The 18,779-nt window shown below is 67.6% G+C and carries 19 protein-coding genes; 14 read left to right on the top strand and 5 right to left on the bottom strand.

The genetic code is table 11. From position 1 onward, the window contains the following. The first annotated feature begins 237 nt into the window (after nucleotides 1–237). A complete protein-coding gene (locus H0X91_RS27330; protein ID WP_006492970.1) occupies nucleotides 238–1,245 on the top strand; it encodes a hypothetical protein in 1,008 nt (335 codons plus the stop codon). A gap of 199 nt (nucleotides 1,246–1,444) precedes the next feature. Here the strand turns inward: H0X91_RS27330 and H0X91_RS27335 are convergent, their stop codons facing one another. Beyond that, a complete protein-coding gene (locus H0X91_RS27335) occupies nucleotides 1,445–2,461 on the bottom strand; it encodes a 1-aminocyclopropane-1-carboxylate deaminase (RefSeq protein WP_006485468.1) in 1,017 nt (338 codons plus the stop codon). Between the two features lie 195 nt (nucleotides 2,462–2,656). Here H0X91_RS27335 and H0X91_RS27340 point away from each other — a divergent pair, with 195 nt between their 5' ends. The 6 genes from H0X91_RS27340 to H0X91_RS27365 all read left to right on the top strand — a co-directional run bounded on the left by H0X91_RS27340 (nucleotide 2,657) and on the right by H0X91_RS27365 (nucleotide 9,854). Continuing rightward, complete coding sequence (locus tag H0X91_RS27340; RefSeq protein WP_058902658.1) at nucleotides 2,657–3,157, top strand: Lrp/AsnC family transcriptional regulator; 501 nt, start codon at nucleotides 2,657–2,659, stop codon at nucleotides 3,155–3,157. A 146-nt stretch (nucleotides 3,158–3,303) separates the two neighbouring features. After that, the gene (gene poxB, locus H0X91_RS27345) at nucleotides 3,304–5,025 is read left to right on the top strand and encodes a ubiquinone-dependent pyruvate dehydrogenase (RefSeq protein WP_034178655.1); all 1,722 of its coding nucleotides are present in this window, start codon (nucleotides 3,304–3,306) and stop codon (nucleotides 5,023–5,025) included. A 467-nt stretch (nucleotides 5,026–5,492) separates the two neighbouring features. Next, nucleotides 5,493–6,083, top strand: coding sequence for a class I SAM-dependent methyltransferase (locus tag H0X91_RS27350; protein WP_034202873.1), 591 nt, complete (start codon nucleotides 5,493–5,495; stop codon nucleotides 6,081–6,083). Between the two features lie 153 nt (nucleotides 6,084–6,236). Continuing rightward, on the top strand, nucleotides 6,237–7,670 hold the full coding sequence (locus tag H0X91_RS27355) for an alkaline phosphatase (protein ID WP_058902659.1): 1,434 nt from the start codon (nucleotides 6,237–6,239) through the stop codon (nucleotides 7,668–7,670). A 32-nt stretch (nucleotides 7,671–7,702) separates the two neighbouring features. Next, entirely contained in the window at nucleotides 7,703–9,094 is a 1,392-nt protein-coding gene (locus H0X91_RS27360) for an alkaline phosphatase (protein ID WP_006485488.1), read from the top strand. A 16-nt stretch (nucleotides 9,095–9,110) separates the two neighbouring features. Beyond that, nucleotides 9,111–9,854 (top strand): hypothetical protein, encoded by a 744-nt coding sequence (locus tag H0X91_RS27365; protein WP_062910111.1) that lies wholly within the window; start codon nucleotides 9,111–9,113, stop codon nucleotides 9,852–9,854. 105 nt (nucleotides 9,855–9,959) lie between these two features. Here H0X91_RS27365 and H0X91_RS27370 read toward each other — a convergent pair whose 3' ends face one another. Together H0X91_RS27370 and blaOXA are read right to left on the bottom strand one after the other, a co-directional pair. Next, nucleotides 9,960–11,099 carry an acyltransferase family protein gene (locus H0X91_RS27370; RefSeq protein WP_062910110.1) on the bottom strand — a complete coding sequence of 380 codons (1,140 nt, stop codon included), beginning with the start codon at nucleotides 11,097–11,099 and terminating at the stop codon, nucleotides 9,960–9,962. Next, nucleotides 11,096–11,902: an OXA-1043 family class D beta-lactamase gene (gene blaOXA / locus H0X91_RS27375; RefSeq protein WP_062910109.1), complete on the bottom strand. Its 807-nt coding sequence runs from the start codon at nucleotides 11,900–11,902 to the stop codon at nucleotides 11,096–11,098. Before blaOXA ends, H0X91_RS27370 begins: the two co-directional genes overlap by 4 nt. Nucleotides 11,903–12,229: 327 nt before the next feature. Here blaOXA and H0X91_RS27380 point away from each other — a divergent pair, with 327 nt between their 5' ends. Further along, on the top strand, nucleotides 12,230–12,580 hold the full coding sequence (locus tag H0X91_RS27380) for a hypothetical protein (protein WP_006495846.1): 351 nt from the start codon (nucleotides 12,230–12,232) through the stop codon (nucleotides 12,578–12,580). 128 nt (nucleotides 12,581–12,708) lie between these two features. Beyond that, nucleotides 12,709–13,275, top strand: a complete 567-nt coding sequence (locus tag H0X91_RS27385; protein WP_006492966.1) for a hypothetical protein — start codon at nucleotides 12,709–12,711, stop codon at nucleotides 13,273–13,275. Nucleotides 13,276–13,302: 27 nt separating this feature from the next. Here H0X91_RS27385 and H0X91_RS27390 read toward each other — a convergent pair whose 3' ends face one another. Then, complete coding sequence (locus tag H0X91_RS27390; protein WP_006485479.1) at nucleotides 13,303–14,178, bottom strand: LysR family transcriptional regulator; 876 nt, start codon at nucleotides 14,176–14,178, stop codon at nucleotides 13,303–13,305. 161 nt (nucleotides 14,179–14,339) lie between these two features. On the opposite strand from H0X91_RS27390, the gene H0X91_RS27395 reads away from it, so the two are divergent. Then, the gene (locus H0X91_RS27395) at nucleotides 14,340–15,659 is read left to right on the top strand and encodes a DUF3422 family protein (protein WP_196433522.1); all 1,320 of its coding nucleotides are present in this window, start codon (nucleotides 14,340–14,342) and stop codon (nucleotides 15,657–15,659) included. Between the two features lie 39 nt (nucleotides 15,660–15,698). Beyond that, complete coding sequence (locus H0X91_RS27400; RefSeq protein ID WP_058902663.1) at nucleotides 15,699–15,899, top strand: hypothetical protein; 201 nt, start codon at nucleotides 15,699–15,701, stop codon at nucleotides 15,897–15,899. A 106-nt stretch (nucleotides 15,900–16,005) separates the two neighbouring features. On the opposite strand, the gene cynR is transcribed toward H0X91_RS27400, so the two are convergent. After that, complete coding sequence (cynR, locus tag H0X91_RS27405) at nucleotides 16,006–16,935, bottom strand: transcriptional regulator CynR (protein ID WP_006495842.1); 930 nt, start codon at nucleotides 16,933–16,935, stop codon at nucleotides 16,006–16,008. A gap of 113 nt (nucleotides 16,936–17,048) precedes the next feature. Between cynR and H0X91_RS27410 the strand changes: the two genes are divergently transcribed. The 3 genes from H0X91_RS27410 to H0X91_RS27420 all read left to right on the top strand — a co-directional run bounded on the left by H0X91_RS27410 (nucleotide 17,049) and on the right by H0X91_RS27420 (nucleotide 18,774). Further along, on the top strand, nucleotides 17,049–17,708 hold the full coding sequence (locus tag H0X91_RS27410; protein ID WP_006485475.1) for a carbonic anhydrase: 660 nt from the start codon (nucleotides 17,049–17,051) through the stop codon (nucleotides 17,706–17,708). Nucleotides 17,709–17,738: 30 nt separating this feature from the next. Then, on the top strand, nucleotides 17,739–18,209 hold the full coding sequence (gene cynS / locus H0X91_RS27415) for a cyanase (RefSeq protein ID WP_006495841.1): 471 nt from the start codon (nucleotides 17,739–17,741) through the stop codon (nucleotides 18,207–18,209). Between the two features lie 97 nt (nucleotides 18,210–18,306). After that, nucleotides 18,307–18,774, top strand: coding sequence for a nucleoside deaminase (locus H0X91_RS27420; RefSeq protein ID WP_006485478.1), 468 nt, complete (start codon nucleotides 18,307–18,309; stop codon nucleotides 18,772–18,774). The last annotated feature ends 5 nt before the right edge of the window (nucleotides 18,775–18,779 follow it).

An 18,779-nucleotide genomic window follows, 5' to 3' on the forward strand; every position in this document is an offset into this window, starting at 1 on the left:
CGCGTTCATCGATGCGTACAACAAGATGGTCGTCGCGCTGCGCAGCTACAAGGCGCAGGACGTCAAGGGCGGGCTGGGCCGCGGTGGCCAGCTGCAGGTCAACTGACGTCGCCGGGCCGGCGAGGGCCGCCGGCCGATTGCCTTGATTCCTGGTGTCCGATTCGTGAGGGTCGGTGCGTGCGGCACGATGCGCGCGTACCGGCTGCGTTCGTCCTGTTCGTTCGGAGGGTGATCCCGATGAAAGCCGTTGCACTGATTGCATTGACCTGTCTGGCGCTGACCGCTTGCGGCGGTGGCGACGACAATTCCTCGCCCGCGGCGTCCGGCGGGTCGGGCACGACCAACAACGGCGGCAGCGGCGGCACGGGCGGCACGGGTTCCGGCGGCAGCGGCGGTTCGGGTGGCTCGGGCGGCGTCACGCTGACGTGGCGCTACGAGGCGCAGCCTGTCGCGGCCGACAAGGCGAGCTTCCTGACGCTGATCAACAACGAAGGCGCGAAGGGCTATCGCTATCTGGGTGACTACTTCTACACTGCGGGCAATGGCGGAACGCAGTCGATCTTCGTGAACGATGGCACCGCGCAGACCTACACATACCAGTTGCAGACGGCACCGGCCGACATGACGTCCTTCGTTAATGCGGCCAACGCGCAGGGGGCGAGCGGCTACCGCTACGAAGGGCCGCTCACGTACGGCGATCTCTATCGCAAGGATGGCGGTTCATCCGCCACCTACACGTACACGACGACTAGCCTGCCGGCCGATGCCAACGCGTTCCTCACGCAGGCGAACGGCCAGGGCCAGTCGGGCTACTGGTTGCTCGGCCCGCTGATGGTGGGCGCCGTGCAGGCGAACGTGTACATGAAGAATAACGCGTCGAACGCGACCTATACGTACGACGCGCTGGCGCCGACGTCGACCGTCAACGACTTCATTGCACAGGCCAACAGCGAAGGGGCGAAGGGTTATCGCGCGAAGGGCGGCATGGCATTCGGTACCGCGATCTCGTGGATCTACGTGAAGGACCAGACGCAGTCGCCGACCTTCACGTACCAGTCGGCCGCGATCCAGTCGACCGGCGCGAGCTTCGTGCAGCAGGCCAACACGTTCGGCGCGCAAGGAGGCGCCTATCTGAGCGATCTGGCTCTGGGCACCCCCACGCCGGTGATGGCATCGTTCTATTTCACGCCGAAGAACTGCACGGGCTTCCTGTGCACGACGCTAAATCCGCTCACGCAGAATTAGGCGGGCGCGTTGCCCGCTGCTGCATTGCGCGAGTCGTTGCAACTAGCACGATCCGAGTACGTCGAATCGAGTGCCTCAGGTGCGCCACGTGATATGCGGCTGCATCTTTCGCCGCCGGCTTGCCGGCGGCATTTCAATTTATACGTGTGTCGGTTTGGGTACCGGGGCCGTTAAGTGCGAACTGTCTCGAAAAGCGACGTCACCCGTTGCGAAAAATCCCGTTATACGCACTCAACGCCGGCGCCCCGCCGAGATGCGCGTACAACACCTTCGACCCCGGCTCGAATTCCCCGAGCCGCACCTTGTCGATCATCCCGTGCATCGATTTTCCTTCATAAACGGGATCCGTCAGCATGCCTTCCAACCGCGCGCACAGCCGAATTGCTTCCAGCGTGCCGTCACTCGGTAGCCCATATTCCGGGCCGCCGTAACGCGTGTCGAGCACGACATCCCGTTCGACGATATCGCGGCCGAGCCCGACTAGCTCGGCCGTATGCCGTGCGATGCGCGTGATCTGTTCGCGCGTCTGTTCCGGCTTCGCCGAAGCATCGATGCCGATCACGCGGTCCGCGCGCCCGTCGGCCGCGAAGCCGACGACCATCCCTGCCTGCGTGCTGCCCGTCACCGAGCAGACGACGACGTAGTCGAACCTGAAGCCGAGCTCGGCTTCCTGCGCGCGCACTTCTTCGGCGAAGCCGACGAACCCGAGGCCGCCGAGGGGATGCTCGGAACAGCCGGCCGGAATCGGATACGGCTTGCCGCCCGCCTGTCGCACGCTCTCCATCGCTTCTTCCCAACTACGGCGAATGCCGATGTCGAAGCCGTCGGCTACGAGCCGCACGTCGGCGCCCATCATCCGCGACAACTGGATGTTGCCGACCCGGTCGTACACCGGATCTTCATAGTTGACCCAGTGCTCCTGCACGAGCACGCACTTCATCCCGAGATGCGCGGCGACGGCCGCGACCTGGCGCGTCTGGTTCGACTGCACGCCGCCGATCGACACGAGCGTATCCGCGCCTTGAGCGAGCGCGTCGGGAACGAGATATTCGAGCTTGCGCGTCTTGTTGCCGCCGAACGCGAGACCGCTGTTGCAGTCCTCACGCTTCGCATACAGCTCGACCTTGCCGCCGAGATGCGCGCTCAGGCGCTTGAGCGGCTGGATGGGCGTCGGGCCGAACGTCAGCGGATAACGGGGGAAGCGTTGCAGATTCATCGGCGGGGCTCCGGAACAGGGGACGAGGCGGAAATCGGATCGTTCGGGCGCGGCCGGCAGGCCGTGGTCCGATGACGAAAATGATAGGCAGAAGCACGGGAAATGAGCTTGCGAAATCAATTGCGGCAGCCTACGTTATCGACGATATGAGCGGAAGATAAACAATTTCAATTCGTCTAAAACGAGGTTTGCGCAATGAAATTAGATCGAAGCAGTGCATCGCCGGCCGACGCCGCACCGGCGCTCGACCGGATCGACCGCGCGATCCTGCGGCAATTGCAGCAGGACGCGTCGATCTCGAACGTGAGCCTCGCGGCGAAAGTGAAGCTGAGCGCGCCGGCGTGCCTAAGGCGCGTCGAGCGGCTGAAGGAAATGGGGCTGATTCGCGGCATCGTCGCGTTGCTCGAGCCGAAGCCGCTCGGCGCCGGGATGCTGGTCGTGATCGGCTTCGTGCTCGATCGCTCGACGCCGGAAACGTTCGCCGCGTTCGAGAAGGCCGCGCAGAAGGTGTCGGGGTGCGTCGAGTGCCATGTCGTGACCGGCGAGTTCGACTATTTCATGCTCGTGCGCACGCGCGACAACGACAGCTTCAATCGGCTGCACGCGGAACAACTGCTGTACCTGCCGGGCGTACGGCAGGTGCGTTCGTTCATGGTGCTCAAGGAGATCCTGTCGACCCATGCGTTGCCGCTGTAGCGCGGCGGGACGGCCGGTTTCGCGTCGGTCGGCCGCGCGGAACGAATCGCGATTGCACCGTTCATACGTCAGTTCGCGTCCTTGACTATCATGCGCCGATGCAGGGCAGTGGCTGCATGTCGCGACAACCCAACTGTGAGGGCATCATGGCAAGACAGACGATGGCGGAATACCTGGCGAAGACGCTCGCGGCAGCGGGCGTCGAGCGCATCTGGGGCGTGACGGGCGACAGCCTGAACGGCCTGTCGTTCAGCCTGAGCCAGCTCGGCTCGATCCGCTGGATGCACACGCGGCACGAGGAAAGCGCGGCGTTCGCGGCCGGCGCCGACGCCGCGTCGACCGGGCGGCTCGCGGTGTGCGCGGGCAGTTGCGGCCCAGGCAACCTGCACCTGATCAACGGGCTGTACGACTGCCACCGCAATCACCAGCCGGTGCTCGCGATCGCCGCGCACATCCCGTCCACCGAGATCGGTCTCGGCTATTTCCAGGAAACCCATCCGCAGGAGCTGTTCCGCGAATGCAGCCACTTCGCCGAGCTCGTGACGAACGCGTCGCAGTTCCCGCGCGTGCTGGCGCGCGCGATGCGCACCGCGATCGACGAGCGCGGCGTGGCGGTGATCGTGCTGCCGGGCGACATCGCGCTCGGCGACGGCCCGGACGAAGCGCCCGCGTGGAGCGACGCGGCGCCGCCGGCGATCCTGCCGGCCGATGCCGACCTCGACCGGCTCGCGGCGCTGCTCAACGGGTCGGACGCGGTCACGCTGCTGTGCGGCAGCGGCACGCAGGGCGCGCACGACGAGGTGGTCGCGCTGGCCGACACGCTCGGCGCGCCGGTCGTGCATGCGCTGCGCGGCAAGCAGTTCGTCGAATGGGACAACCCGTTCGACGTCGGGATGACGGGGCTGATCGGTTTCAGTTCCGGCTATCACGCGATGGAATCGTGCGACACGTTGCTGATGCTCGGCACGGATTTCCCGTACAGGCCGTTCTATCCGGCCCACGCGAAGATCGCGCAGATCGACTGGAAGGGCTCGCAGCTCGGCCATCGCGCGCCGCTCGCGCTCGGGCTGGTGGGCACCGTGAAGGAAACGATCGCGGCGCTGCTGCCGCGGCTCACGCGCAAGACGCAGCGGCGCTTCCTCGAGAATGCGCTGAAGCACTACGCGGCCGCGCGCAAGGGGCTCGACGATCTCGCGGTGGCCGAGCCGCCGGGCCGCGCGATCCATCCGCAGTACCTGACGAAGATCATCGACGAAGTCGCGGCCGACGATGCGATCTTCACGGCCGACGTCGGCACGCCGACGCTTTGGGCGGCGCGCTACCTGACGATGAACGGCAAGCGGCAACTGCACGGCTCGTTCAACCATGGGTCGATGGCGAATGCGATGCCGCAGGCGCTCGGCGCGCAAGGTGCGCATCCGGGGCGGCAGGTCGTGTCGCTGTCGGGCGACGGCGGGCTGTCGATGCTGCTCGGCGATCTGCTGAGCGCGCGCCAGCTCAAGCTGCCGATCAAGATCGTCGTGTACAACAACAGCCTGCTCGGCTTCGTGTCGATGGAGCTGAAGGCGGCCGGCTATCTCGACACGAACGTCGACCTGAGCCCGACCGACTTCGCGGCGATCGCAAAGGGCGCCGGCATCTTCAGCGTGCGCGTCGAGCATTCGGAGAACGTCGAACACGCATTGCGCACCGCGTTCGAGCATGACGGGCCGGCGGTGGTCGACGTCGTCACGTCGAAGTACGAGCTCGCGATGCCGCCGAAGATCGAGCTCGCGCATGCGAAGGGCTTCAGCCTGTTCATGCTGCGTGCGATTCTCAGCGGGCGCGGCGACGAGATCGTCGAACTGGCGAGAACCAACTTGCGGTGACGGTGTATCGCGCGTCGTGCGGCGAGCGTGACGCGCGGTTCGCAGGCGGGGCTGTACCGCTCACTTGCGCACGGTTTCGATGAACGGCGGGAACAACGATATGGCGGCCGAAGTGCTGACCCCATTTCGGCCGCCGTACCCATGAGGACCGCACTCGCGCCGCGATCGACACGGCGCTGCGGCAGGCCCGGTTGGTCGACGCGCGTTATCCCGCGCAGTCGCGGCAGCGCATCGATGATGGCTCGGCAATCGACGGCCGATCCGGCACGAATTGGTCAGGAGAATCAGGGTCAATCTTCACGTCGTCTTAAGTTTGCGTTTCCTAGAATCGATTGATCGTCGCGTGTCCCGCGGCGGACCGATTCGCCCAGGAGGATGCGCATGAACCTTGCCCGTGTCGCCGTAGCCCTGTCCCGCGCAGTCGTCGGCCTGTCGCCGCCGCGCGCGCATGCGCCGGAGGCCCGCCTATGACGTGGCCCAACGCGTGGCGTGTCTCGGCACTGTTCGTGCGCGAGTGGGTCGGCCGGCCGGCCGCGGTCGGCGCGTTGTGCCCGAGTTCGCGGCATCTGGCGCGCGAGATGGCCGACGCGGTGCCGGATGGCGACGGGCTGGTCGTCGAACTCGGCGGCGGCACCGGCGCGATCACCGCGGCGCTGCTGGAACGCGGCGTCGCGCCCCGGCGTCTCGTCGTCGTCGAACGCTCGCCGGCGTTCGTGCAGCATCTGCGACGGCGCTTTCCCGGTATCTCGATCGTGTCGGGCGACGCACGGCAGCTCGAGCGGTTGCTGCCGCCGGGCGCGACGGTCGACGCGATCGTGTCGTGCCTGCCGCTGCGCACGCTGCCCCGTGAAGCCGTGGCGGCGATCGTCGGTCAATGCCATCGCGTGCTGTCGGCCGACGGCGTGATGATTCAATTCACCTACGACCTGCGCCCGCCAGGCCGTCATCCGCTCGGCGACTCGGCATTCGTTGCCAGCGGCAGCCGGATCGTCTGGGCCAATCTTCCACCTGCACGAATCGTCACCGTGCGCTGCGCCGCCGCCGCATACGCCGGCTGAGCCCGGTCGCGCGGGGCGCCCGGACGCGGCGCCTCGTTCCATCCTTTCATCAGCCATACCGATCCTTCCAGTTTCCATTCATCTTGCCGTCACATCGGCTTCCTACCATCGCCTTTCATTTCGAAAGCATCAACGGCGGGGGAGATCGGCAACATGAATCGAATCAAAATGGCGGCGCTGCTGTGTGCCGGCGCCTTTGCGCTGGCCGGATGCGGCAGCGACGACGGCCCGACCAGCTCGACACCCGCCCCGGTGAAGACGGCGGCGCGCAACGTGATCTTTTTCCTCGGCGACGGGATGGGGATGACGACGCTGACGGCGGCACGCATCTACGGCGTCGGTGAAGACGGCGCGCTGACGATCGATACGTTGCCGGAATCCGCGTTCGTGAAGACCTATTCGAACGATGCGCAGGTGACGGACAGCGCGCCGTCGATGTCGGCGTACATGACCGGGGTCAAGACCAACAACGAAGTGATCTCGATGTCGCCCGACACGAAGGCGATCGAGCCGAGCGCGGGCCTCACCGGCAACTGCGGCGCGAACAACGGCAAGTCGGTGTCGACGCTGCTCGAAATCGCGAAGGCGAACGGGATGGCGACCGGCGTCGTGACGACCACGCGCGTCACGCACGCGACGCCCGCCGCGACGTATGCGCACGTGTGCCACCGCGATGCCGAGAACGACATCGCCGCGCAGCTCGTGCCGGGCGGCGCGGGCTACAACGGCGCGCTGGGCGACGGCGTCGACGTCGTGCTCGGCGGCGGCGCGCAATTCTTCGTGCCGAAGGACGGCGGCGGCAAGCGCACCGATGGCCGCAACCTGGTCAACGAACTGAAGGCGAAAGGCTACGCGTTCGCGCAGAACCGCGACGACCTGCTGGCCGCCGATGCGACGAAGCGCGGCAAGCTGGTCGGCCTGTTCGCGTCGAGCCACATGAGCTACGACCTCGATCGCGGCGCGACCAGGGAGCCGAGCCTCGCCGACATGGCCACGCGCGCGCTCGACGTGCTGCAGGCCAACCCGAACGGCTATTTCCTGATGGTCGAGGGCGGCCGGATCGATCACGCGCTGCACGACACCAATGCGAAGCGCGCGCTGCAGGACACGATCGCGTTCGACAACGCGATCAAGGCGACGCTCGACAAGGTCCGCAAGACCGATCCCGACCTGACGAACACGCTGATCGTCGTCACGGCCGATCACGATCACACGCTGGTGCTGAACGGCTATGCGGCGCGCACCGGCAAGACGGAAGCGGGCAAGCCCGGCGTGCTGGGCGTGCTGCGCAGCTACCAGACGGGCGCGATCGCGAAGGACGCGGACGGCGCGCCGTACACGATCATCGGCTTCGGCAACGGCGAGAACCGCGTGCAGGGCAGCCGCGCGGGCACCGCGCTGACCGATGCGGTGACGGGCGCCGACGACTATCGCCAGGAGGCGGTCGTGCGAATGGACAAGGGCAGCGAGACGCACGGTGGCACCGATGTGTTCCTCGGTGCGATCGGTCGCGGCGCGGATGCGTTCCACGGCGTGATCGAGAACAACAGGGTCTTCGAGCTGGTGCGCAACGCGGTGCAGCTTTGAGCGCCGACAACACGGGTACAGGGGAATACAGGATGTCGACCATCAAGTGCATCGCGGCGGCGCTGGCCGTCGCGGGTTTCGCGTGCGGCGCGGCGCAGGCCGCCGGCCAGGCGAAGAACGTGATCTTCTTTCTCGGCGACGGCATGGGGCCGACGACCGTGACCGCGAGCCGGATCTACAAGGTCGGCGAATCGGGGCAACTGACGATGGAGAAGCTGGCCCGCACCGCGCGCGTCAAGACCTTCTCGAACGACGCGCAGACGACCGACAGCGCGCCGTCGATGGCCGCGTACATGACCGGCGTGAAGATGAACAACGAAGTGCTGTCGATGTCGTCCGACACGCGCGCGGTCGCGCCGGGCAGCGACGTCAACGGCAACAAGACCGTCAACCATTGCGCACCGGGCAACGGCCAGCCGGTCGCGACGCTGCTGGAACTGGCGAAGGCGCGCGGCAAGGCGGTCGGCGCGATCACGACCACCGAGCTCACGCATGCGACGCCGGCCGCGACCTATTCGCACATCTGCCATCGCGATGCGCAGTACGACATCGCCGCGCAGGCCGCGCCCGGCGGCGCGGGCTACAACGCGGCGCTCGGCGACGGCGTCGACGTGCTGATGGGCGGCGGCCGCAACCACTGGACGCCGTTCGATCCGGTGTCGAACAAGCGCGGCCGTGCCGACGGGCGCAACCTGCTCGACGAGATGAAGGCGAAGGGCTACACGGTCGTCGCGACCCGGGATCAGCTCGCGCAGGCCGGCAACGGCAAGCTGGTCGGTCTCTTCAGCTCGACCAGTCATCTCGAGTACGAACTCGATCGCGTCGCGGGCAAGGGCGAAGGGCCGACGCAGCCGAGCCTGGCCGACATGACGTCGAAGGCGATCGACGTGCTGTCGAAGAATTCGAACGGCTATTTCCTGATGGTCGAAGGCGGCCGGATCGATCACGCGCTGCACGGCACCAACGCGAAGCGCGCGCTCGAAGACACGGCGGCGTTCGACGAAGCGATCCGCGTCGCGCTGTCGAAGGTCGACCTGGCGAATACGCTGATCGTCGTGACGGCCGACCACGACCACACGATGACGATCAACGGCTATTCGAAGCGCGGCAACCCGATTCTCGACATCAGCCGCAACTATCGCGACGGTCAGCCGAGCAAGGATGCCGACGGCAATACCTACACGACGCTGGTGTTCGGCAACGGCGCCAACCGGCCGAACGTGCGCGCGTCGGTCGATTCGGCCACCGCGATGAACGAAGCGTACCTGCAGGAAGTCGGCGTGCGGATGGGCAGCGCGGGATCGGAGACGCACGGCGGCGGCGACGTGATGCTGTTCGCCGACGGCGCGGACGCGAAGGCGTTCAAGGGCACGATCGACAACACGAAGGTGTTCGGTCTCGTGCGCTCGGCGTTCGGCTTCTGAGCCGGGTGACGTCACGATGAAACGTCAGCTTCTCTGCGTGCTCGCTTGCGGGTGGGTGTCACTGCCCGCGGTGGCCGCCGCCGATCTCGATGCCGTGCTGCAGCACGAAAGCCGCACGGTCACGGCCGACGGCGTGACGCGCACGACGCTGTATCGTGAACGGATGGTGCGGCGCGACGGCCACGTGTGGGTCGAGCGCGTGCTGCCCGCGGCGGCGGCCGGTGGCGAGCATGGCGACGATCACGGTCATGACCACGATCACGATGCGGGCCGCCGCGCCGGGGTAAAACCGGCCGCGGCCCACGCCGGCCACAAGCATTTCAACTTCCAGGTCGCCGCGCGGCACGTCACGTACGACGGCAAGTCGGCCCGCATCGAGTACGTGGACGTGGCGAACCGGACGGTCGTCAGCGTGCCGCCGGCCGAGTACGAAACCACGGGCTTCGACGGCTCGTGGGACAACGCGTACTACGTGACGCCGCCGTCGCAGTTGAAGCGGCTCGCGGTCGCCAAGCGTGGCGACGCGCCCGGCACCGTCTGGTACGAGCAGGCCGTGGACACGCCCGGCGCGCGCGGCGCGAACCGGATTCTGTGGAGCGAGCGGTTGCAGGCGCCGCTGTCGGTCGAATACCGCAGCGCGGACGGCCGCGTGACGCGCAAGCTGACGTTGACGCCGGCGCCGGCCGCGCGGCGGGACACGTTGCCGTGGCAGACGCTCGCCGGCTATTCGCGCAAGGAATACGCGGACTATCTCGATTGAGCGACGCGGCGCAAGCGGCGCTTGCGGTCGGGCCGGCCGGTATCGTGCAGGCGATACCGCGTGGCCCTGGCCGCTCCCGCCTTGTTCGCCGCGACGTGCGGGAAGCTACACGCGCGCGCTGTCCGTCACTGGCGCCGCGGGCCGCGACGCGGCACGCTTGATGAAGCGGTCGAGCGGCGTCGCATAGCCGCGCGCGATGACCGCACTCACGCCGGCCGACAGCGCCAGATATGCGACGAGCAGCACCAGCTTGCCGTCGCCATGCGTGGCAGACGGCGGCCAGAACGTGCGCAGCGCGCCGAGCACGATCAGGTGGAACAGATACAGCTCGTAACTGAGCCGGCCGCTCCAGCGCAGCGGCGCGAGCAGGCGACCGCGAGCGGGGGCGCGTTCCGCATGGGCGCCGATCAGCAGCACGGCCGTGCCGAGCGCCATCGCGGACACGCCGAGCACATGGCTTTCGGCGATCGGCCACGCGAGATAGAGCGCGGTCATCAGTGCCGCGACAAGCCACTGCACGGGCGCGGCTGCAAGCTTGCGCCATTGCGCGCGTTCGGCGAGCAGCGCGGTGCAGCAGCCGATCGCGATGCCGTCGAAGCACGCGAAGTACGCATAGAGGAACCCGCCTTCGTCACCCGGATGCGTGTAGCGGTACACGGGACCGATCGCGGCGATCAGCAGCCAGAACGCGAGCAACCGCGTGTCGCGACGCAGTGCGATGCACAGCAGCGGAAACGTCAGGTAGAACACCTCTTCGACCGACAGCGACCACAGCACGCCGAGCGCGTAGTTGACCCATCCGTACGCGCCGATCAGCACGTTCATCCAGAACGTGAGCGACGCCAGATTCACGAGCCAGTACGACACGGCGATGCCCTGCGGCGCGTGGTTCGCGAAGATCGGCACGCCGGCCGCCGCGAGGCCGTTGACGAGCGCGAGCAGCAGAAGCAGGCACGGGACGATCCGCGCGATGCGCGACACGTAGAACGCGCGCACGTCGAGCGCGCCGAGGCTACCCCAGCGGCGGCGCGCGTTCGACGTGATCAGGTAGCCCGAGATCGCGAAGAACATCGTCACGCCGTAGTTGCCGTTGCGCACGATCGCATGGATCGTGTCCCAGCCGGGCACGCGCGCGAGCGCGGTGTCGCGCAGCGAATACGCGATGTTGAAGTGATGCAGCAGCACGAGCAGGATCGAGATGCCGCGCAGCAGGTCGATGCGGGCGTTGCGGGGCGCGGCGCTCATTGCGGCCGGGCCGGTTCGGCGAGCGTCGGCAGCGCCGCGAGGAACGTGTCGCGCGCGCGCAGGCCGGCATTCGGCGTCTGCCGCGCGTCGTCCTGGATCAGGTTCGCGAACACCAGCGTGCGCGCACCCTGCGTCGCCCAGCCGACGAACCAGCCGTATGCGTGTGCGGCGTCGTACTGGATACCGGGCGAGCCGGTGCCGGTCTTGCCGTGTACCGTCCAGCCGCCCGGTTGCGCGTCGATCAGCGTGATGCGCGCGATCATGTCGTACGCGTGCGCGCTGACGGGCAGCGTCCGTTGCGCGATCCTGCGCATGAACGCGACCTGTTCGAGCGGCGAGATGCGTAGCGACGCATTGACCCACGCGCCCATCACGCCGGGCCGTTCGCCCTCGTTGCTGGTGACGTCGGCGTTGCCGTAGCCGAACGCGCTCGTGTACTGCTGGAAGCGCGCTTGCCCCAGCGCCTGCGTGACCTGCTGCGAATACCAGAAGATCGACAGCTTCATCCAGCGTGCCGGGTCGGTCGGCTCGCGCCACGGCGCACCGCCCCAGTCGGGGTAGCCGGCATGGAAATCGAGCGTGGGCGTGTGCGCGTCCTTCAGCACGCCGGCGTCGAAGCCCATCAGGCCGATTGCGACCTTGAACGTCGATGCCGGCGTCACGCGGGTCGTGCAATCGCCCCGCTGCACGAGCACCTTGCCGGTGGCGGCGTCGGCGACGACCGTGCAGACGGGATGGGCGCCGGAAGATGCGGCGGCCAGGAGGCCGGCGAAGGCGAACAGCGCAGGGCGCCAGGGCTTCAAGTGCAACTCCTTGGAAAGGTGCGGACGGTGCGCGGGGCGGGCGGGAAGCGGCAGGCCGTGCGCGATCGAAGCCGGCCGCCGGCATCGGTGACATCGATCGAGGCCGTCGGGACGGCTCATAGTGTATCGGCGGATCGCCGGCTGTCGACCTGTCATGGTTGACGGGCACGCGCGACGGCCGAGCGGCCGTATCACGTCGTCAAGACGGGCCAGCGCCCGGCCGGCATGCCGTTTTTTGCACGGGCACACCGTTTTTTTGCACGGCGTTTATACGGTCCCTTCTAAGCTGGGGACGTGTTGACAGCCGGGACGGCTTCCGTCCGCGCCATGACCTTCATTCATCCCTTTCCCGCGTTCGATGTCGCCGGCCGCCGGTTGCGCGCCGGCCCATCCGGCGACGTCGTACCGTTCCCGCCGCCGCGCCCGCGCCTGCAACTGCCGGTCACGCTGACGGCCGGCTCCGCCGCGGCCGCGCACGCCCGGCTTGCCGCATTGCTGCATTCCCCGCTCGGCGTGTACGTCGTCAGCGCCCGCGCGGTGCGCAACGTGATCCACGTGCATTTCGACATCGCCGCGGAAGATCTGGATTTCACGCTGCACGCGCTGATCGCGCAGCAAGTCGATGCGGTAATCGGGCCGATCGCGCGCCGGTTGCGGCTCCCGGCCGACGCACGCTGAGCCGGGAACGGCGATTGCTTGGCTAATCCGCCGCCGATTCGCCGGCCGCGGTGCTGTTCGCCGGCTGGCGATGGTGGACGTTTGTGCGCTGCGTCGAACGCGGCGCGACCCCTGAACAGGGAGGGCCCATGTACCTTACGGAAGAAGTGCGTGTTGCGCGCCCGGCTGCCCGTCGCGCGCATACCGCGGCGTTGCCGTCGGGCAGGCAGCTTGCCCGGCAGTTGACGGTGACGGTTCGCGCGGCGGACGTGCTGTTGCGCCAGGCGATTCGCGTGCCCGATCGCCATCAGTGGTCGGTCGACGCCGAACGCGTCGACGCGGCCGGCGGGCCGCTCGCCGCGTGGGATTCCCACGTGACGTTCCGCATCGTCAAGGCATTCGCACCGGCGTTCGATGCGGACGCGTGTGCGGCCGACCCCGATCAAGCGGCGGTCGAGATTCGATTGTTTCTTCCCGAACAGGCTTACGTCGCCGAGCGGCGTATCGGCATCTTCGGCCGCCGGCACGGCCAGCGGTTCAGCGCGACGCTGTCGGTCACGGCCGGCTCGCAGTGGGGCGGCCGGCGCAGCGAGCACGTTCCGCCTGCCGGGCGGCACGTGCACGGCGACACGCTGGAAGCGCTCGTCGATACGGTGGCCGGCATCGTCAACGCGGCGTTGCGCGCGGCCGGGCATGGCGCGACCGGCCATCGCTGACCTTGCTGCGAGCCGGCGCCGGCGGGCTCACGCGTCGCCGGTCTGCCCGGTCTGCCGCTGCAGGTCTTCCATCAATTGTTCCGCGAGGAAGTCGCACGGCGGCCGTTTCGACTTGGTGCTGCGCGCGAGGATCAGCTCGAGCGGCGGCAGGTCGGGCAGCCCGTGCGAGCGGCCGAGCATCGACAGTTGCGCGGGAATGGCGCAGCGCGCGAGCGGCGCGACCGCGAGGCCGGCCTCGACCATGCTGAGCAGCCCGAGCAGGCTCGGGCTTTCATACGACGTGCGATAGGGGACTTTCGCGCGTTCGAGGCTGCGGATCGCGTTCTCGCGCGCGACGCTGCCCGGCATGAACACCGCGATCGGCAGCGGCCGTTCCTCCCAGACGCGCGGCCCGTTCGTCATCGCGGCCCACGCCATCGGCTCGTGGCGGATGAAATCGCCCGACAGCCCCTTGATGCGCGTGCCGCACACGAGATCGACGGTGCCCTCCTTGATCAGCGGCGCGAGCGCGCTGCTCGGCAGCCCCATCACCTGGATCTCGACCTTCGGGTAGGTTGCGGAGAATTTCTTCAGCACCGACGGCAGCAGCGACGACGCATAGTCGTCCGGCACGCCGATCACGACCTTGCCGGTCACTTCCGGCCGCACCACGGCCGCCCATGCCTCGTCGCGCAGCGCCAGCATTCGTCTGGCGAATCCCAGCAGCACCTCGCCCTCGCGCGTCAGCACGATGCTGCGCGGCTTGCGCACGAACAGCGGCCGGCCGATCGCGTCTTCGAGGCTCTTGATCTGCATGCTCACGGCCGACTGCGAGCGGTTCACGGCCTCGGCCGCGCGGGTCATGTTGCCGGTTTCCGCGACGGCGACGACGGTGGCCAGCACGTCGTGATCGAGCATCTTCATGGGTATCAGGAAAACTGAACGTAACGATCAGCATTATGCGTTTTTATTGTTGCTGTGTGTCTGCCATAGTGCGATCACGCTGGTGTTTCGCCCCAGGGCGGCGCGGCGTTCAGGCCGGTTGATCCGGCGTGCAGCACCGAACAAGGAAGCGTGGTGTATCGATGATCGACCATCCGTTGCGCGCCGCACTGGCCGCGGAATTGCATGCCCGGCCGTTCCTGCGGCTCGCCGAAGCCGTGTCGCTCACGCATTACGCGATCTATGCGGACGGCCAGCCCGACATCCACGAAACGCTGCTGCATGCGCTGTGCCGCGACACGGGGATCGACGCGCCGCACGAAGGCGCGACGCACCATGCGGTGCAGTCGCCGTGCGGCTGGTACCTGAAGTGGGAACGCCACACCGAATTCTCGACCTTCACGTTCCTCGCGCCGCGTCGCGACACCGGTTATTTCGACGATCGCGCGATCGCCGGCATTCCGGCCGCGTGGTTCGCGCGGCTGGCCGGCATCCGCTTCGTCGCGGTGCGGATGGAACTGCTGTCGGGCGACGCCGCGCGGCGCGTGTGCGGCGACCTGCGGCGCTGGATCGACGGGCCCGCGCTCGTCGGCAGCCACGTGCTCGGCGGCGGCAAGGTGTTCTGCGACTGGCACGTGCGCGACGACGGCTTCATGCGCTTTCTCGTCGTCGACGAGGATTTCCGCGAGGAGCAGGGCGGCCGGCTGTTGCAGCGTCTGTACGAAATCGAGACGTACCGGATGATGGCGCTGCTTGCGCTGCCCGTCGCGCGCCGGATGAGCCGCGAGCTCGACGAGATCCATGCGGCGCTGCATGCACTGATGCAGCGGATGGACGCGAGCGGCGCCGACGGCGACGACGCGGCGTTGCTCGTCAAGCTCACGCATCTCGCGGTGCGGGTCGAATCGTTGTCGGGATCGGGGGCGCGCTTCAGCGCGTCGCGCGCGTACGAAAAGCTCGTGCTCGCGCGTATTCAGGAGTTGCGCGAGGAGCGTATCGAAGGCATGCCGACGCTCGCCGAATTCATGGAGCGGCGCTTCGCGCCGGCGATGGAAACCTGCCGCAGCGTATGGGCGCGCCACGAACAGATCGCCGCGCGAATCGCGCGGGCGGTCGACCTGCTGCGCACCCGCGTGAATCTCGCGCAGGAAAAGGACGTCACGCGGCTCCTGGCCGGCATGGAGCGCACCGCGCGCAACCAGCTTCATTTGCAGCACGCGGTCGAAGGGCTGTCGGTGGCCGCCATTTCGTACTACGTGCTGTCGCTCGCGACCGCGGCGTTCAAGGCGCTGCACGTGATGAACCTGCCGGTCGATCCCGAACTGGCGGAAGGGCTGTTGATCGCGCCGGTCGTATTCGCGGTGATCCACATCACGCGGCGCACGCGCGCCCAGCTGGCGCGGTCCGAGGCGGCGCACGACGGCGCGCCTGTGCAGGCGGTCGCGTTGAAGCAGGCCAGCTAGACCATCAACGACATATCAAAGCAAAGCAAAGGAATGGAGATGACTTTCATGCAAACGCAATCCGACTGCCTCAGCGGCATCGATGCCTTCGATCAACCGGTTCGGGACGAAGCCGGCGCGCCGGAAGCGGGGCGCGTCACTTCGTATCAGGCCGTGCTGCAGGAGCCGACGACGTCGCTCGTCGGCGGCGCGATCGACCGGCCGGAGGTCGCGGCGGTGGCGATCCTCGGGTACAACTGACGCGCGTTCCCTGCGCGTCGGATCAACGTCACGCGGGCGTTTCGGTCGAGTGAAACGCCGGACGTCCGCGCGGGACGGCGTTGCCTGCCGTCGCGCATGACGGCATTCAGCCGGACGCCTTGTTGCGCGTCGCACGCGCGCTGCCTTCCCGCCTCGATCTTTCCGCCCCGTGCGCGAGCGCCAGCTCGACGAACGCACGCGCGGCCGCACTCCGATACGCGCCCCGGCGCTGCAACAGCACGGCCGTGCGCCGCAGCACCGCCGGATCGAGCGCGACGGCGACGAGATCGTCGTGCTCGACGGCGATCGTCGCCGGCAACAGCGTCGCAAGCGTCGTGCGGCGCACGATCTCGATCACCGCACCGAGCGAATTCGCTTCCATCAGCACGCGCGGCTGCACGTCGTGCGCGCGGAAATAACGGTCGATCTGCGTGCGCGTCGCGAATTCCGCGGTGAGCAGCACGAGCGGTGCGTCGTGCAGCGCGCGCAACCCGGCCTTGCGTTTGCCGCCGAGCGCGTGCCCGCGGTTCACGACGAGTGCGAGCGTTTCGACCAGCAGCGTTTGCGCGTCGATATCCGCCGTCTGCACGTCCTCGAAGGCGATGCCGACATCGAGCTCGTCGTCGACGAGCAGCGCCTCGATCCGCTCCTGCGACATCTCGCGCACCGACAGCGACACGTCCGGATAGCGGCCGTGAAACGCCTCGACGAGCGGCCCGACGAGATAGCTCGTGAAGGTCGGCGTGACCGCGAGGCGCAGCGAGCCGCGGCTCAGATCCTGCACGTCGTGAATCGCACGCCGGCCTTCCGCGAGATCGTGCAGCGCCTGCCGCGCATAGCGGAAATACACGTCGCCGGCATCGGTCAGCCGCGTGACGCGTCCGGTGCGGTCGAACAGTTGCGCGCCGAGCGTGTCCTCGAGCTGGCGGATCTGCTGCGACAGCGCGGGCTGCGACACGTGCAGCGCGGCGGCCGCGCGCGTGAAGCTGCGATGTTCGGCGACGGCCAGGAAGTAGTGGATGTGACGCAGCAGCATGGCGGTTCCCATAAGTCGTGCTTATCCGGTGGATCATAAATCAGTCTTTTACGTTATCGGAAGTCGGGCGTAACCTGCCCTTCATCGATTCCACCCGCACCGGAGAACACGCGATGAAGGACATCATCGAAGGCTTCCTGAAGTTCCAGCGCGACGCCTACCCGGCGCGCGCCGCGCTGTTTCGCGATCTCGCGCGCAGCCAGAACCCGCGGGCGCTGTTCATCTCGTGCTCGGACAGCCGGCTCGTGCCCGAACTCGTCACGCAGCGCGAGCCGGGCGACCTGTTCGTGATCCGCAACGCGGGCAACATCGTGCCGTCGTACGGCCCGGAGCCGGGCGGCGTGTCGGCGTCGGTCGAATATGCGGTCGCCGCGCTGCGCGTGACCGACGTCGTGATCTGCGGGCATTCCGATTGCGGCGCGATGACCGCGATCGCGACCTGCCAGTGCATGGATCACATGCCGGCCGTCGGCCACTGGCTGCGCTATGCCGATTCGGCGCGGGTCGTGAACGAGGCGCGCACGCACCGCAGCGAGCGCGAGCGGATCGACTCGATGGTGCGCGAGAACGTCGTCGCGCAACTGGCCAACCTGAAGACGCACCCCGCCGTGCGGCTCGCGCTCGAAGAAGGGCGTCTCGCGCTGCACGGCTGGGTCTACGACATCGAATCGGGCTGCATCGACGCCTACGACGGCGCGACCGGCCGGTTCGTGTCCCTCGCGGACCATCCCGGCGTCCGCGCTACCCCCGCGACGCTACCCGTCGCGGCCTGAATCGCTCCCACTCCACTACGAGGCATTACCATGATCCAGTCCCAGCACAGTCAGACGGCGCGCCACGCGCTGGCGGAAACCGTCGTCCTCGCGAAAGCGCGCAAGAACCTGTCGTTCGCGCAGCTCACCGAGGGCACGGGCCTGAGCGAAGCGTTCGTCACGGCCGCGCTGCTCGGCCAGCATGCGTTGCCGGCCGACGCGGCGCGCATCGTCGCCGACAAGCTCGGCCTCGACGACGACGCGGTGCTGCTACTGCAGACGATCCCGCTGCGCGGCAGCATCGACGATCGCGTGCCGACCGACCCGACCATCTACCGTTTCTACGAAATGTTGCAGGTGTACGGCACGACGCTGAAGGCGCTCGTTCACGAGAAGTTCGGCGACGGCATCATCAGCGCGATCAATTTCCGGCTCGACGTGAAGAAGGTCGACGATCCCGAAGGCGGCTCGCGTGCGGTGATCACGCTCGACGGCAAGTACTTGCCGACCAAGCCGTTCTGACGCCGGTGCGGCGCCGCCACGCGGTGCCGCGCGGTGCCACCCGACGTGCGCCGGCCGGCGCACGTTCCCGCCATGCCGTTTCAACGAGGACGCAACCATGGATTTTGTGAAACGCACGATCGATCTCGCGATGAAGAACGTGGAAGAGGGCGGCCGCCCGTTCGCGACGGTGATCGTCCGCGACGGCGAGATCGTCGCGGAGAGCCCGAACCTCGTCGCGCAGACCAGCGACCCGACCGCGCACGCGGAGATCCTCGCGGTGCGCGACGCGTGCCGCACGCTCGGCACCGAGCACCTGACCGACTGCGAGATCTACATCCTCGCGAGCCCGTGTCCGATGTGCCTCGGCTCGCTGTACTACTGCAGCCCGAAACGCGTGATCTACATCACGACGCGCGAGGATTACGCGCCGTTCTATCGGGATGACCGCAAGTATTTCGAGCTCGATACGTTCTATGCCGAATATGCGAAACCGATCGAGGAACGCCGGCTGCCGATGGTGCAGCGAAAGCATGACGGCGCGATCGACGTGTACCGGCGCTGGAAGGAGCTGAACGCGAAGTGACGTGC

Source organism: Burkholderia sp. 9777_1386 (assembly GCF_015712265.1).
Taxonomy (GTDB): Bacteria; Pseudomonadota; Gammaproteobacteria; order Burkholderiales; family Burkholderiaceae; genus Burkholderia; species Burkholderia cenocepacia.

Coding starts and splice junctions, on each gene's coding strand:
- H0X91_RS27410 (WP_006485475.1), top strand. CDS start 17,049: ATGAAGGACATCATCGAAGGCTTCCTGAAGTTCCAGCGCGACGCCTAC.
- H0X91_RS27340 (WP_058902658.1), top strand. CDS start 2,657: ATGAAATTAGATCGAAGCAGTGCATCGCCGGCCGACGCCGCACCGGCG.
- H0X91_RS27390 (WP_006485479.1), bottom strand. CDS start 14,178: ATGAAGATGCTCGATCACGACGTGCTGGCCACCGTCGTCGCCGTCGCG.
- H0X91_RS27385 (WP_006492966.1), top strand. CDS start 12,709: ATGTACCTTACGGAAGAAGTGCGTGTTGCGCGCCCGGCTGCCCGTCGC.
- cynS (WP_006495841.1), top strand. CDS start 17,739: ATGATCCAGTCCCAGCACAGTCAGACGGCGCGCCACGCGCTGGCGGAA.
- cynR (WP_006495842.1), bottom strand. CDS start 16,935: ATGCTGCTGCGTCACATCCACTACTTCCTGGCCGTCGCCGAACATCGC.
- H0X91_RS27370 (WP_062910110.1), bottom strand. CDS start 11,099: ATGAGCGCCGCGCCCCGCAACGCCCGCATCGACCTGCTGCGCGGCATC.
- H0X91_RS27365 (WP_062910111.1), top strand. CDS start 9,111: ATGAAACGTCAGCTTCTCTGCGTGCTCGCTTGCGGGTGGGTGTCACTG.
- H0X91_RS27395 (WP_196433522.1), top strand. CDS start 14,340: ATGATCGACCATCCGTTGCGCGCCGCACTGGCCGCGGAATTGCATGCC.
- H0X91_RS27400 (WP_058902663.1), top strand. CDS start 15,699: ATGACTTTCATGCAAACGCAATCCGACTGCCTCAGCGGCATCGATGCC.
- H0X91_RS27350 (WP_034202873.1), top strand. CDS start 5,493: ATGACGTGGCCCAACGCGTGGCGTGTCTCGGCACTGTTCGTGCGCGAG.
- H0X91_RS27420 (WP_006485478.1), top strand. CDS start 18,307: ATGGATTTTGTGAAACGCACGATCGATCTCGCGATGAAGAACGTGGAA.
- H0X91_RS27380 (WP_006495846.1), top strand. CDS start 12,230: ATGACCTTCATTCATCCCTTTCCCGCGTTCGATGTCGCCGGCCGCCGG.
- H0X91_RS27335 (WP_006485468.1), bottom strand. CDS start 2,461: ATGAATCTGCAACGCTTCCCCCGTTATCCGCTGACGTTCGGCCCGACG.
- H0X91_RS27330 (WP_006492970.1), top strand. CDS start 238: ATGAAAGCCGTTGCACTGATTGCATTGACCTGTCTGGCGCTGACCGCT.
- H0X91_RS27355 (WP_058902659.1), top strand. CDS start 6,237: ATGAATCGAATCAAAATGGCGGCGCTGCTGTGTGCCGGCGCCTTTGCG.
- H0X91_RS27360 (WP_006485488.1), top strand. CDS start 7,703: ATGTCGACCATCAAGTGCATCGCGGCGGCGCTGGCCGTCGCGGGTTTC.
- poxB (WP_034178655.1), top strand. CDS start 3,304: ATGGCAAGACAGACGATGGCGGAATACCTGGCGAAGACGCTCGCGGCA.